The organism is Microcoleus sp. S13C4 (genome assembly GCF_036700865.1).
Lineage (GTDB): Bacteria > Cyanobacteriota > Cyanobacteriia > Cyanobacteriales > Microcoleaceae > Microcoleus.
Map to the genome: position 1 here is coordinate 1 of NZ_JAUBPS010000024.1, position 15,855 is coordinate 15,855.

The following is a 15,855-nucleotide window of genomic DNA, read 5'->3' on the forward strand; positions in this document are numbered from 1 at the left end:
GATAGTTGACCTTCATAAAAAATCCCTTAATTTTCTGACCTGACATTGTAGCACTTATTTGGCAAAATGGTATAATTAAGTGGGGTCGTAAAATCAAAAATAAGGGCAATGCGTGTATCACAGTTTAAATGTGCAACAGCTTACCTCCCTATTCACCACATCTTAACAATATTGAGCAAAGAAGAGTCTTGGTTAAAGAGTCGCATCCGCCAAAAACTGGATCAGTTTGATTGTTTACCAGATGCAATAGAGGATGTCTTACGCTTTGTGTCCGGCGCCGACGAAAGCGGTTGCTATAGAATACTTATAATGACTCCTCACAATTTAGTAAAAAAGTCAATACCGTTTCATCAATTCCCTTTAGTTTCAAAGGCTTATATTTAACAATGCGATTTTCCTCAACATAATCTGCCACCGCCGCCGAAATTAGCACCGTGTTTGGTTCCGTCACCTCTTGCAAGCGGGCGGCAATATTCACGCTCGGCCCGATCGCAGTATAATCCGATCGATCAGGGCCGCCAAACATCCCCACCACCGCAGTACCCTGGTGAATTCCGCAGCGAAACCGCACCGGAGGCACCCCATTTTCTCCAACAATTCCCTGCTCCAACCAGCTCTTGTTAAGCTCCTTCAGAGCTCGCAGCATTTGGCCAGCAGCAGCCACAGCGCGGCGTACTTGCTCATTAGGGGTTAGTTCCTCCGGCGCGCCAAAGAAAGCCATTACCGCATCTCCAACAAACTTGTCCACCGTACCGCCGCTGTCAAAAATAGCCTTAGTCATTGCCGCCAAATATTCATTCAACAGCTCAGCTACCCGGCGCGATCGCAGCGTATTTGCCATTTGAGTAAAACCGACAATATCGCTAAACAAAATAGTAATCAATCGCGGTTCCGGGCGCAAATCCAATGCCAAATCTCCAGCCGCTGCGGCCTTCACCATCGCCGGCGGCAAAAATCGGCGCAGAACCGACTCAGTTAAATAACTATTCAACTGCTGCACTCGGCGCTCGTTTTGTTTGAGGGCGAGCAAATTCCGCACTTCCGCCAACAATTCTCGATCATTAAAAGGCTTGGACAAATAAGCATCTGCACCCCGTTCTACTCCTTCAATTCGAGTATCTTCGTCGGCTTTAGCAGTCAGCAAAATTGCCGGAGTTCCCTGCAATTCCTCATCCTCTCGAATCATCCGAATCAAATCCAAGCCCGAAATCAAAGGCATCATCAAATCAGTTATAATTAAATTAGGGCGACGTTTTTTAGCCACGGCAAACCCTTCTTGTCCGTTGCGGGCGAGCAAAACTGCAAAACCAGAATCTCGCAGAATAGACGACACATAAAAGCGCAAATCTGGATTGTCGTCAACCACCAAAACCGTTCCCACTGCTGTTTCTGATCTGATCGGTTGGAGCGCCTCAAAGTTATGATTTTCTGCCTCATTTTCCGACAAATCCGCTTCCACATCGGCCAGTTCCACAGCAGCTTTGGATGAGTGAAAGTCCGCAGGTATTTCTAGTACCTGTTCCGGAGGCAAGTGAGTCGAACCAAAGTGCAGCCAAACGGTAAAAGTAGTACCTTCGCCGTAAACTGACTCAACTGAAATTTGACCGCCGTGGAGTTCGACTAATTCTTTGACAAGTGCCAAACCTAAGCCGCTGCCTTCGTAGGAACGGCTAGCTGAACCTTCGGCTTGGCGAAAGCGCTCGAATAAATAGGGAATTTGTTCGGTGCGAATGCCGATACCCGTGTCTTTTACTTGTAACAAGCAGTGAGCGCCGGCCGATTCAACTTTCAGGGTGATAGTTCCGCCTTCTGGGGTGAATTTAACAGCATTTGATAGCAGGTTGTAAATAACTTTGTCAAATCTTTCCAGATCCAAATAAAGTAAAGGACATTCTTGCAGTTGGGTAATTAAGTGCAGTCCTTTTTTCTCGCAGTAGGCGCGGAACGACTCTGCGGTAGAGTAACAGAAACCGACTAAATCGCAGGGGCGAAAACTCGGCTGCATCCGTCCGGCATCAAGTCGCTGCAAGTCCAGCAGTTGATTTACCAAGCGCAGGAGGCGCCGGGAATTACGCAAAGCGATTACGGCTTGTTCGTAGGGCAAGTCTTCGTGGCGCCTGCAAGCTGATTCCAGAGGGCCGATAGTTAGAGTTAGAGGGGTGCGGAACTCGTGGGAGATATTTTGGAAAAACTCGGTTTTGAGCCGATCGGCTTCCAGAAGCCTTTCTGCCTGCTGTCTGGTAGTCTGGTAGAGGCGCGACTGCTGCACGGCCAGAGCAGCTTGAGTTGCGACTATTTGAGCCAGGTCAATGTCTGAGATGTTCCAGCGGCGGATGCTGCGATTTTGGCGCAGGGAAATGCTGCCGATGATTTTGCCTTCTGAGAGTAAGGGAACGACTAACAAGGCGCGGGCTGGCGATCGAACTTGCAGTTCTGTAACATTTAACTCGGGGTGTTCGTCGAGATTTTCGATCGCGACCGGCTCTTTTGATACCATAACTTGCAGCAACACCGGATTCCCCCGAATCGGCACCAAAGACTGTGGCAAAGAAGGATGGGCAAAAACCCACGCGCGAGTGTTCTCAGCAGCATCGGCAGAAGTCGTCTCGTAGCCAAGAGGGTTCGCAACTACCTCTGGATTGTCAATAAAACCCTGTTCTACAGCCACGGTATCCCTATCTGTGTCGTATAGCCCCACGCATTGGACGTATTCATCATCTTCTGTCCACAGAGATAGGGCGCAGCCGTCAACTTGCAAAGCTTGACCGAGTTGTTGAGTAATGGCTGCAAAAATATTTTGGGGATCGAGACTCGATCGAATTGCCGTAGTAATAGTATTGACTAGGGCCTCGCGCTTGGCCAGCGCCCGTACCTGTTCGTAAGCCCGGGCTTGAGAAAGCGCCAAAGCCGCTTGGTCTGCCACCGTAATTACCAACTGTACCTCGTGGTCTTGCCACTGGCGCGGTTCCGCAAACTGGTGCAGCGCCAAAACTGCCATAAGTTCGATTTTGTAAAACAGCGGTACGATTAAGCTCGATCGAATATTCGCAGCTTCGTAAGCCTGCTGTCGCTGTTGATTATCCGAGTTTAAAACTCGATCGTCAGTTTGGGCATCTTGAATCACCTCCACATCCAGAGTTTCCCAAACCAAATCCGGCAGCAAATCCGGGGAGAGTTCCGCAGCAGAAGCATCTCCTGGCATCGCTTCCTCATCGCCCGCCAACCCTTGAGTTTCTACCTTCTGGTAAACGAACCACTCATCGGCAACTTGGCCGTCTTGGAACGGCCGCAGCAGACAGCAACTCACCTCAAACATCTGCCCGACAGTTTCCACAATTCTTTGCAGCATTTGCTGGTAATTGGGAGCCGATCGGATAGTATTGGTAACGGCATAAAGCAGCGATTCTTGGCTCAAAGCACGGCGCAGTTCATTGGTGCGCGTTTTCAAAAGATTGTGAGTCTCAACAGCTTGACTGACAAGATTTATCAGCTCTTGAGCATCCCAAGGCTTGGTAACATATTTGAATACTTTGCCAGCGTTAATAGCTTCAACTAAATCTTCAACATCTGTATAGCCAGTTAAAATAATTCGGATCACATCGGGGTACTGAGCCGCCGTCAGGCTGAGAAACTCCGTACCGCTCATTTTTGGCATTCGCTGGTCGGAGATAATCACCGCAACTTCTCCCTCTTTTGCCAAAATTTCGAGAGCAGCCGGGCCAGATTCGGCTCTGAGCACTTTGTAGTCTCGATGAAAGGTGCGGTAAAGCAAGTCAAGGTTATCCGGTTCGTCATCGACGATCAGAATTTTTAGCTTAGGATTTTCTTGGGAATTCATGCACCGTTCTCCTGTGCCCCGGGGCTGTTCGATTTAATAAGTCTGATCAAAGGAAGAATTCGCCGATTTAAATTGCTGAAGTCATACCATTTTCGATTTTCGATTGCGAATGACTGATGACATAAGGGTTGGGATTTTGCCGAAAGTGCCATTATTTTTGGAAAAAAGTATCACAATAATTCGTGGATATGGAGTTGTTGTGAGTGGGCGAGGCAAGAGCATCAACCTTGATTTTTGATGTCTGGGTTTTCAATTCCGAATTCTTCTGAGCCACAGTTATCTGTCGTGCACCCCAATTTTATTATTTAATGATATTCATCTAAACTCGTCTACCGAGAATTTTCCTTCACCCCTTACCTTTATGCAGCAGGAGAGCAAACACAAATCTGGTCATTTTAACTGCCGTCTGGATATCTCAGAATACATAGGAATAACCGTCCTGATTGTGAGTTGATTTGCCAAATTTATGTTTGATCCTGGCTCCTGGGACTGTTTTATTTAGTATGTGAAAGCTGCCCGCAGCAAGATACAATAGACAACCAACATCTTCGCCTGTGTTTTTTCCCACAAGTAACAGCAACTTTAACAGTCAGCCAGGGATACCGACCACAATCCGGCGCCCAGCCCCTGACTGATATTCGGGGGTGGCTGACAGACCAGACAGGTGTCTGTGGGAGTGACGCAATTGCTGTACCATTTTAGTTAGACTTGCACTTTTTTTCCCGATCTCGGCATTTTTTGTGCCTCCTGCAGACCTTCGACAAGCCAATTACTGCGGCGAAACACCGCAAGCTCGAGCATCCATCTGTTAATCTTAGCTAGGGATGTACTCTGTGGAAACCGATCAGTCGATTTTAGATTTTAGATTTTAGATTTTAGATGTACTCCACAGATGAATCGTGGAGCTTGAACTAGGGTCTAAAATTTTGATCTCTCCACGACCAGTGTCGGTGGCGTATATCGGTTTTTGGGCAGGGTCAATCAGCTCGATCGAGGTTTTGAAGGTCTCGATCGCGCGCAGCAGAGTATCGAGCCGAGGGGGAAAACCCCCGCAGACTGTTTCCAGGCATCCAAATTTCAATTGGAAGTTGGGAAAGTACCCCCTAGCTCAACAGGTAAGGCCGGTGCGATCGGGGACAGGGGATGGATTGCCCAGAACTGCTGAAAGCTGGGGTGCCAGGCCGGGGGGCGGCGGGGAACATCCGACGCGCCAGCGCGCCCGGTGTTAGTCTGATCAGTCGTTGAGTCTTTCAACTACCGCTTGACGGATAAATTATATTCGATCGGGTATTTCCGTAAGCAGAGAGCGGTAAGATTCCGGGAACCTGACGTTAAAACGTTTGTGATTGTTTTTAATACCTTGCCCGCTAAGCTGTCGCGCATTTAATTTGTAAGCTACTCTACTGTTTACTTAAACTCTTGTGATGCCGGCCGAAAGCCAGGGATCAAGCTTCTATTTAAAGGCCAAATAGCTTATCCACAAATCTAGTATTAGGGGATGAGTTTTATTTTGTGATAACTAGAGTATTAAATGCTAATAATTTTCCATTTACCTCAAATACTACTTAAAGTCAAGCAGAAAAGAATATAATTTAATCGGGCTAATAAACTATGCCTATAAGTTAGGTTATAAGATCAGTATAACATCACCCAATTTTCTAAGATGGTAGCTTAGAAACCCGCGTAAAAAAATTAATATAGTGGCCTGGCATTGTGAATCCTTCATTTTTTTCCTCACCATCTCACCAACAACAAACTCCCGGACTTTGTGGTTTTTCGATCCGGGTGGCTGCGCCCAACGACTTAACGCAGCTAGCTGATATTTTAGCCATGAGCTTTCACTCCCGCGAGGGGTTTGTAGAATGGGTGTATCCAGTGTTGCGTTTGGGCATTTACGAAGATTTAAAAAATCGACTGCGTTCTAAGGCAGAACATTACATTTGTCTGGTTGCTGAGCTAGTCTCGCGGGAGGAGGGAACGCAGAATTCTAGAGCGCACCGAGCTCAGCGCATGGCAGGAACAGTAGAAATGGCTATGCGTTCTCGCTTTCCTTGGCAAATCCCTAATTCTGACTATCCTTATTTGTCGAATTTAGCCGTTCACCCGGACTACCGGCGACAGGGGGTTGCTCAACAATTGCTCAGCAACTGCGAGGAGACAGCCAGAGAATGGGGATTTTCTGAGATTTACCTCCACGTTCTGGAAAATAATCACGCGGCGCGACAGTTGTACTATCAGGCCGGCTATCGCTTGCAACAAGTGGATTGGAATTGGACTGGTTGGCTGTTCGGCCAGCCGCGCCGGCTGTTTTTACGCAAGCAGATTTCGCTATCTTAAGCTAAGTATTGGAATTGATCGTAGGGAAGTGAGGCGAAGCAGGAAAAAGGGAAAAATAGCTATCTCTGTATCTTTGACTTCCGAATTGTGAATCAATGGAAGGGGAATGAGGAATTAGTGATGAATTTTAGTTTGCTCTTAAGCCCGATCGCACAACACACTAAAATTAGTTGGTAGTAAACACTCTTTGCTACCAACCCTTGTGTACCTGGGAACACCTGAAAAACCCCATACAAAGTTATATCAGCTCCGGTAGCCTCGTCGGGCCTAAAAACCAGTCCAGAATCACGGAGGATGCAACAAAAATTCATCTAATTAATCTGCGTTACTCTGTGTTGATCTGCCTGTATCTGCGGTAAAACAAAAATAATTTATTCACCGCAGATGACAAGGGATTGACCCTAATTCACGCCGCTAAAGATAATAGATTTATGAATAATCCCAAGGCTAACAGATTTGATATTATACCAAATCCGGCTTGAATACACCTTTATTTTTTAGCATTTTAGAGAGGGACAAAACGCAACTGTAAGAACGATGTCAATGGTCTAGCGCTACAAAGTTTCTCACCCGAATAGAGTATTGTGAGGAACGCCACAGAAGTTCTGAGCTGCTGTGGCGTTTTGTTCGCCCGAACAGGAGACTTTCGCCGCCAATTCTAGAGTTCAGAGAGATTTGGTAGGAAATCCGAGGAGCCGATCGCCCCGTTAATCCCCACCAGATTCGCTAAAACCCGATCGGTTCCTGCTACTTGCAGCAACGTACCGTTGGGAGTGGCGCTAAATTGCAACTGCTGGAAACTCACCCCACCGCTCAAAACCAACTTATCGACGCCTACCTCGAAATTAATCACAGTATCGGTGCCGCCCTCACCATTCAACACAAATCGATCGCTCCCCATACCTCCAATTAAAGTATCCTCGCCCCAGTCGCCAAACAACCAATCGTCTCCAGCGCCCCCATTGAGAAGGTCGCTATCTTTACCACCAATCAGGGTATCGCTGCCAGCATCTCCGTTGATAGTATCTTGGCCTTCGTTGCCGTAGAGCAAGTCATCGCCATCACCGCCGTTGATGCAGTCTTGCTGGTCGTTTGCGCCCACCGAGACACCCCGGTTATCAGCACGATCGCCATAGATGGTATCGCTGCCCTCGCCACCGCAGAGTTCATCGCTGCCGTCACCGCCGTAAATCAAGTCGTCGCCCAGATCTCCGTGTATGAGGTCGTTAGCTTTACCGGCGTAAATCAAGTCGTTGTCTTGACCGCCACTAATGGTATCGTCACCCTCATCGCCGAACAGCACATCAGCACCGATGCCACCAAAGAGCAAGTCCTGGCCGCCAACATCTTGAGCTCGACTTCGAGCACCGCCGTACATGGTGTCGTTGCCGCTGTCGCCGACAAGGGTATCAGAGCCGAGCTCGCCCCAAATCAAGTCATTATCTTTGCCACCCCAAACACAATCATTGCCTTTACCTGCTTGCACGGCATCATTACCGTGGCCGCCGCCGATGATGTCGTTGCCACTGTCCCCAAAGATTAAGTCTTGTTCGCCGAGATCCCCGATGGACTGGGAACTGCCACTGTCGCCGAGCAGAGTATCGGCTCCTTCGCCGCCGTAGAGAGTATCGGAGCCTAATTGACCGTAGATGATGTCATTGCCTTTACCTCCGTAAGCGCGATCGTTATCTTTGCCTGCAACCAACGTATCGTTGGCTTGTTGGCCGTTGAGGAAGTCGTTACCGAAGCCTCCGTACAGCAAGTCGCGTCCCTGCGAGTCGCTGGCCCTTTGGTCGCGGATGCCCCCAAACAAGCTGTCGGAGCCGATGCCACCAAACAACGTATCGGAGCCGAGTTCGCCCCAAATCAGGTCATTTTCTTTACCTCCAAGGGCAATATCGTCACCTTTGCCGGCATGGATGGTATCGTCGCCCTCGTTGCCGTTAATGATGTCTGCACCCTCGCCTCCGAAAATCAAATCGCGAGCATCGTCAGGGTTCTGGGAGTTGTTCTGCCCGGTGTCTCCGAGAATCGTATCCGCACCTCGATCTCCAAACAGGGTGTCAGAGCCTAAGTCGCCGGCAATCCAGTCGTTCTGTTTGCCTGCAAAGGCGATATCGTTGCCCTCGTCTCCGTAAACAATATCGGTGTCAATGCCCCCAAAAATCCTGTCATTGTCTTCGTTGCCGTAAATTTCGTCCGCGCCTTCTTCACCTAAAAGCAGGTCGTTGCCTTCAAAACCGACGATTTTTTGGTTGCCTTTGGTGTCTACGATGAAGTCATCGCCGTCGGTTCCTTTGGTGGTTTGTCCCTCGGAAAATTGTGAAATAGGCCGGACAAATCCAACTGCAGGTGGTTGCTGCGGGGGCGCAAAGTTAATTCCCGGTTTTTCAATAATGGGCTGACACAAACACTCGGTATCTGGTTCGGCGATCGGATTTGAGATGCTCGGCGATGCCGGCGTTGGTGTGGGAGTTGGCGAAACCGGCCGCAAGATAGCCGCCACAGTAGCGGGCGCGGGGCTGGTGGCACCGCTGTTGTCTGTCGCGCTGTAGGTGAAATTGGTGGCTGTAAAGTTGCCCGTCGTGAAGAAAAATAGTTGCTGTAACTGTTCTGGAGTCAGGACTTGGCCAGGTGTCACCGCAACGCCACCGTTGGCAGGATCTCCTAAAAACAGACCTGCTTGGTCTGGTGAGGGCAGGGTGTTGATGATGTAAGAGACGATCGACCCGTCGGGGTCGCTGCCTCCCAATCCCGTAACTAACTGGCTGCTGTTAGGCCCGAGGCTGGAGTTGGCATTGTTGGCAACTGGCGGTTGGTTGTCAGTTGGAAGTATGGCCGCGACAGTAGCGACAGCGGGACTGATAGCGCCGTCGTTGTCTGTGGCGCTGTAGGTGAAATTGGCTCCTGTAAAGTTGCCTGTCGTGAAGAAAAATAGTTGCTGTAACTGTTGAGGAGTCAGGACTTGACCTGGTGTCACCGGTACACCGCCGCCCAAAGCTGGGTCTCCTAAAAACAGGACTGCTTGGTCTGGTGAGGGCAGGGTGTTGATCGTGTAAGAGACGATTGACCCGTCGGGGTCGCTGCCTCCCAATCCCGTAACTAACTGGCTGCTGTTAGGCCCGAGGCTGGAGTTGGCATTGTTGACCAATGGCGGTTGGTTGGAAGTTGTTGTCGGTGTTGGAGTTGGTGTTGTTGTCGGTGTTGGAGTTGGTGTCGGCCCTATCAGTCCAGCCACAGTAGCGATAGCGGGTGGACTGATAGCACCGCTGTTGTCTTTCGCGCTGTAGGTGAAATTGGCTCCTGTAAAGTTACCTGTGGCTTGCAAAAATAGTTGCTGCAACTGTTGAGGAGTCAGGACTTGACCGCGTGTCACGGGTACACCACCGTTGGCTGGATCTCCTAAAAACAGGACTGCTTGGTCTGCTGGGGGCAGGCTGTTGATGGTGTAAGAGGCGATCGACCCGTCGGGGTCGCTGCCTCCCAATCCTGTGACTAACTGGCTGCTATTGGGTCCGAGGCTGGAGTTGGCATTGTTGGCAACTGGTGGTTGGTTGTCAGTTGGAGTTGGAGTTGGAGTTGGTGTGGGCCCAACCGGCCGCAAGATAGCCGCGACAGTAGCGACAGCGGGACTGGATGCGCCGCTGTTGTCTGTGGCGCTGTAGGTGAAATTGGCTCCTGTAAAGTTACCTGTGGCTTGCAAAAATAGTTGCTGTAACTGTGCTGGAGTCAGGACTTGACCGGGTGTGACTGGTACGCCACCGCCCAAAGCTGGGTCTCCTAAAAACAGGACTGCTTGGTCTGCTGGGGGCAGGCTGTTGATGGTGTAAGAGGCGATCGACCCATCGGGGTCACTTCCTCCCAATCCAGGCACCGGGGCGCTGCTGTTTGGCCCTACCGTGAGGTTAGTAGGTGTCGCTACTGGTGGTTGGTTGGGTGTCGTTCCTGTTAAACCGAGATTCGCGTTAGCTGGGGGGCTAACTGCGCCGCTGTTATCTGTGGCGCTGTAGGTAAAATTGGCACCGGTAAAGCTACCTGTGGATTGGAAAAATAGTTGCTGCAACTGTGCTGGAGTCAGGACTTGACCCGGTGTCACGGCTACTCCGCCGTTGGCTGGATCTCCTAAAAACAGGATTCCTTGGGCCGCTGGCGGCAGGGTGTTAATGGTATAAGAGGCGATCGACCCATCGGGGTCACTTCCTCCCAATCCAGGCACCGGGGCGCTGCTGTTTGGCCCTACCGTGAGGTTAGTAGGTGTCGCTACTGGTGGTTGGTTGGGTGTCGTTCCTGTTAAACCGAGATTCGCGTTAGCTGGGGGGCTAACAGCGCCGCTGTTATCTGTGGCGCTGTAGGTAAAATTGGCACCGGTAAAGCTACCTGTGGATTGGAAAAACAGTTGTCCTATTTGTTCCGGTGTCAAAACTTGACCCGGTGTCACGGCTACTCCGCCGTTGGCTGGATCTCCTAAAAACAGGATTCCTTGGGCCGCTGGCGGCAGGGTGTTAATGGTATAAGAGGCGATCGACCCGTCGGGGTCGCTGCCTCCCAATCCTGTGACTAACTGGCTGTTGTTGGGCCCGAGGTTGGAGTTGGCATTGTTGGCAACTGGTGGTTGGTTGTCAGTTGGAGTTGGAGTTGGAGTTGGTGTGGGCCCAACCGGCCGCAAGATAGCCGCGACAGTAGCGACAGCGGGACTGGATGCGCCGCTGTTGTCTGTGGCGCTGTAGGTGAAATTGGCTCCTGTAAAGTTACCTGTGGCTTGCAAAAATAGTTGCTGTAACTGTGCTGGAGTCAGGACTTGACCGGGTGTGACTGGTACGCCACCGCCCAAAGCTGGGTCTCCTAAAAACAGGACTGCTTGGTCTGCTGGAGGCAGGGTGTTGATGGTGTAAGAGGCGATCGACCCGTCGGGGTCGCTTCCTCCCAATCCTGTGACTAACTGGCTGCTGTTGGGTTCGAGGCTGGAGTTGGCATTTTTGGCTAATGGCGGTTGGTTGTCAGTTGGAAGTATGGCCGCCACCGTAGCGGTAGCGGGACTGGAGACGCCGCTGTTGTCTGTGGCGCTGTAGGTGAAATTGGCTCCTGTAAAGTTACCTGTGGCTTGCAAAAATAGTTGCTGCAACTGTGCTGGCGTTAGGACTTGGCCGGGTGTCACTGCAACGCCGCCGTTGGCTGGATCTCCTAAAAACAGGACGGCTTGATCTGCTGGGGGCAGGGTGTTGATGGTGTAAGAGACGATCGACCCGTCGGGGTCGCTTCCTCCCAATCCTGTGACTAACTGGCTGCTGTTGGGCCCGAGGCTGGAGTTGGCATTGTTGGCTAATGGCGGTTGGTTGGAAGTTGGAGTTGGTGTGGGAGTTGGACTTGTGGGAGTCGGTGTGGGAGTTGGAGCTGTGGGAGTTGGTGTGGGAGTTGGAGTTGTGGGAGTTGGCGTGGGAGTTGGAGTTGTGGGAGTTGGCGTGGGAGTTGGAGTTGTGGGAGTTGGTGTGGGAGTTGGAGTTGTGGGAGTTGGTGTGGGAGTTGGAGTTGTGGGAGTTGGAGTTGTGGGAGTTGGTGTGGGAGTCGGAGTTGTGGGAGTTGGTGTGGGAGTCGGTGTTGGAGTCGGTGTTGGAGTGGGTGTTGGAGTCGGTGCTATCAGTCCATCCACAGTAGCGGTAGCAGGGGGACTGATAGCACCGCTGTTGTCTGTGGCGCTGTAGGTGAAATTGCTTCCTGTAAAGGTGCCCGTCGTTTGGAAAAATAGTTGCTGCAACTGTGCTGGAGTCAGGACTTGGCCGGGTGTCACTGCAACGCCGCCGTTGGCTGGATCTCCTAAAAACAGGACGGCTTGGTCTGCTGGGGGCAGAGTGTTGATGGTATAAGAGACGATCAAGCCGTCGTCCGTTCCTCCCAATCCCGTGACTAACTGGCTGCTGTTGGGCCCTAGGCTGGACTTGGCATTGTTGGCAACTGGCGGTTGGTTGGGAGTCGGAGTTGGTGCTGGTGTCAGAGTGGTTGTGACTTTAGCAGCACTACCGTCATTGTTCTCAAGAATTGGGTCATAGGTACTGGAGGTACTTCTGGCGGTGTTGCTGACGCTGCCGGATGGGGGTGCGATGAAACTAACTGTGTTGGTAATCGCAGCAGCAGCACCGCTGGCTAAGCTGGGAATAGGTGAGAAGGTGACAATGCCAGTAATTGGATCGTAAGTACCGCTGGATTGACTAACTATTGTTAAACCGGGAACAATGCTATCAGTAATTGTGACGTTTTCGGCTGTGCTAGGGCCGTTGTTGACTGTGGAAATTGTGTAACTGACTGTCCTACCCACTGTTTCTGTAACAGTCCCGGTTTTGGTGGTAACGACATCGGCACTAGGTGTCAGAGTTGTGGTGACTTTAGCGCCCGGAGCACTACCGTCATTGTTGGTTGAAGTCGGGTCATAGGTAATGGAGGTACTTCTGGCGGTGTTGCTGACGCTGCCGGATGGGGGTGCGATGAAACTAACTGTGTTGGTAATCGCAGCAGCAGCACCGCTGGCTAAGCTGGGAACAGATGAGAAGGTGAGAATGCCAGTAATTGGATCGTAAGTACCGCTGGATTGACTAACTATTGTTAAACCGGGAACAATGCTGTCAGTAATTATGACGTTTTCGGCTGTGCTAGGGCCGTTGTTGACTGTGGAAATTGTGTAACTGACTGTCCTACCCACTGTTTCGGTAGTGGAGCCGATTTTGGTGGTAACGACATCGGCACTAGGTGTCAGAGTTGTGGTGACTTTAGCCAGCGGATCAGTGCCGTTGTTGTTTTCAGGAAAAGGATCTGGGGTAGGTGAGGTACTTCTGGCGGTGTTGCTGACGCTGCCGGATGCAGGTGCGATGAAACTAACTGTGTTGGTAATCGCAGCAGCAGCACCGCTGGCTAAGCTGGGAACAGATGAGAAGGTGAGAATGCCAGTAATTGGATCGTAAGTACCGCTGGATTGACTAACTATTGTTAAACCGGGAACAATGCTGTCAGTAATTATGACGTTTTCGGCTGTGCTAGGGCCGTTGTTGACTGTGGAAATTGTGTAACTGACTGTCCTACCCACTGTTTCGGTAGTGGAGCCGATTTTGGTGGTAACTACGTCGGCACTAGCAGCAACAATTGTAGTTGGGGCTTGAGATATTAGTAGGGAACCGTTGTTGTTAGCTAGGTCGGGGTCGTAAGTGCTGGAGTTGCTAAAGGCGGTGTTGGTTATGGTTGTGCCGATCGCTGTCTGTGCGGGGACAATTGCGGTTATGGTGCGGGTAGTGCTAGCGCCGCTAGCCAGAGTCGGAATCATCGGCCAGGTGACAGTCTGCCTTGTAGGGTCATATACGCCATTGCCAGCGGTATCGGGAGCGCTGACGAAGGTTAAATTTGCCGGAAGTTGATCTTGAATGATAACGTCTGCGGCGCTACTGGTTCCCTTATTAGTGGAAGTAATTGTATAGGTAATGGTGCTGCCGGGGGTGGCGAACGCGGGGCCTCTTTTAGCAACGGAAATGTCGGCTGAAAGTGCGGGAGTGTTGATACTTTCGACAGTGAGATTAGCAATCTCATGAATGTTTGTATAAAAACCTGTCGAACTAGCAAAACCAAATTTAAAAGTAGGCGGTATTGCTTCGTTTACCGCCACTAAATCCGGTATGTCGATCAGTGTTTCGGCGGGAACGAATACGCCATCGTTGGAGTCGAAGGCAACTGTAAGCTGGTTTGTACCCGGTAGCAATGTAATTTGAACTTTTCTTTTAGCATCAGCACGACCTGAAACTGTGCTATCTACCCCACCTGGAACGGTAGCGTTACGTAAAAAATTATAGTTATTGGCTGCGCTGCCTCTAATTGTTATTGAATCAGGTCGCTTCCCGGGGCCACCTATGCCCGCTTCAGCCGGATTGGCAAAATTGCCAAACTCGTCTAATCCCACACCTAAATAACCTCCTACAATACCAGGCGTTATTGGGTTCGTATTTCTCGTTGCATAGCCGAGAGCGCCGCCGTAGCCTCCCGCTGCTGTTGGCGTAGTTGTTCCGTTAATTAGGAAAAAACTAATGCCATCGGCACCAATATTGCCGTTATAGGCAAATAAATCAAAGGTAACTTTTAGCCCATCAGCGGAAGAGATGGGGCTGTTGTAGATGACAAAAGCTGCTTGGTCCTTATTTGCTGAGGTTAATCTCAAAGCGCCGAAGCCTGGTTGATCGACTGGCCCTCCCACTACACCGGGAATAACGCCCGGGCCGGTGCCTGCGGTTAAGCCAGGAGGGGCTGAATTGCCCCTAGTTCCATAAATCCAAGGCCCTAGTGCTGTTGAACCTTGAAAGGTTTCGGCAACTAAGGTAGCCAGGACTGATGTGTAGCTTTCTAGGACTTCTTTTTCAAATGCTAGTTCGGTATTTATTTGTCCTGTAGTAATTTCTAATTCCCAGTCGCCTCCTAATGCTGCACTCCCTGTTAGGTTATTGGAAGCGGCAATATTTGCTCCTGTTATTTCACTGAGTTTTTGTATGAATTTAAGGCCGGATTCGCCGGCTGCTATGTTACAGCCGTAAAGCAGAATGCTGGCGGATTCGTTAAGGGCTTTTCCCCACTGCTGCAATTGGCTGCGGTATGTTTCTAGATTATCAATATTAAGTTCTGTTGAGCCGATTTCTACTGCTGCTTCTCGGCCGTGAGAAACTATGTGCAGGCTGTTGATGCTGGTGCGCTGACTCAAAATTTCAGTGATTTGCTCGATCGCCCCCCTGGTTGGATTGAGTACAAATACTTCCGTTCCTGCTTTAATACCACCGATCAATTGATCGTAGTTTTCTACTCGGGAGTCAACAATCACTAGAGATTTTTTCGCTTCAATATCTGCTGTAGAGCTTGCTTTTTTCCAAAAAAAGTTGTTCTTAGTGGCAATATTGGTAGATTTAGGTATTTTGACGCCTGAAAAAATCGGCAGATGCGAGATCATCTTCATTATTCCCTGATTTAGTTATTTGTTTTATCCTACCCCCCTTGAGAAAATTCCCTAAACACCAAAATATAAATTTTCAATAAATTAGTTTTATAAAAATAATTAAATACTTACGTATTTTTTGAGCTTTTAGGAAAGAATTGGACGAGGACTGCTGCGGGCGATGGCGGGTCGCTAGGAGGAGAAATCAACCCAACTCCTACGCAAGCGTTTTCTGGCTTTTACTGCGCCAGTCAGTTCTTTTGATTGGAGAAGAAGCCATGCCAGAAGATGGAAATTTCGCTCGCCAATTACTTACGCATTGCTGAAAAAAGGCAGTAATTCCGGTAACACGAAGCTTCTCAGTACGGTTGTAAGTAGGATTTTTTGTTTAATCTTCACCGTAAGCCAACTTAAAAAAATGGTTTCCGAGAATTGGAAAATTTTTAATTTGCGATTCGATTTACTACTGTTGGCGATTGACATCGCCGCCAAATTCACTTATATTGAAGCAATATCAAAAAATTATCATAAATACCACTAAAACATACAAAAATTAACATCGCGTAAGGCAAGTTAACACCACCTAGGAGTTGACAAGTTGCACTAATATATGATTTAAATTTTCGGGTGGCGGCAGCCAAAGGTAGTGAATCGATCGCAGGATTTGAGAATTGAACGCGAGATTGGCGCAAAAATTGAGGGTGGCGCGATCGCACTTTCTCCGACTGCG

At 49.8% G+C, this 15,855-nt stretch carries 3 protein-coding genes; 1 reads left to right on the plus strand and 2 read right to left on the minus strand.

Annotated features, from left to right (window positions below; all coding sequences use genetic code 11):
- Positions 1-304: 304 nt before the first annotated feature.
- Positions 305-3,838: a response regulator gene (locus QT996_RS12440; protein ID WP_333046852.1), complete on the minus strand. Its 3,534-nt coding sequence runs from the start codon at positions 3,836-3,838 to the stop codon at positions 305-307.
- A gap of 1,713 nt (positions 3,839-5,551) precedes the next feature.
- On the opposite strand from QT996_RS12440, the gene QT996_RS12445 reads away from it, so the two are divergent.
- On the plus strand, positions 5,552-6,175 hold the full coding sequence (locus QT996_RS12445) for a GNAT family N-acetyltransferase (protein WP_333046853.1): 624 nt from the start codon (positions 5,552-5,554) through the stop codon (positions 6,173-6,175).
- Between the two features lie 658 nt (positions 6,176-6,833).
- Here the strand turns inward: QT996_RS12445 and QT996_RS12450 are convergent.
- Positions 6,834-15,140: a DUF4347 domain-containing protein gene (locus tag QT996_RS12450; RefSeq protein ID WP_333046854.1), complete on the minus strand. Its 8,307-nt coding sequence runs from the start codon at positions 15,138-15,140 to the stop codon at positions 6,834-6,836.
- Between the last annotated feature and the right edge of the window lie 715 nt (positions 15,141-15,855).

Bases quoted from the DNA above. Each gene is read 5' to 3' on its own strand.
- QT996_RS12450 (WP_333046854.1), bottom strand. From the start codon at position 15,140: ATGATCTCGCATCTGCCGATTTTTTCAGGCGTCAAAATACCTAAATCT.
- QT996_RS12440 (WP_333046852.1), bottom strand. From the start codon at position 3,838: ATGAATTCCCAAGAAAATCCTAAGCTAAAAATTCTGATCGTCGATGAC.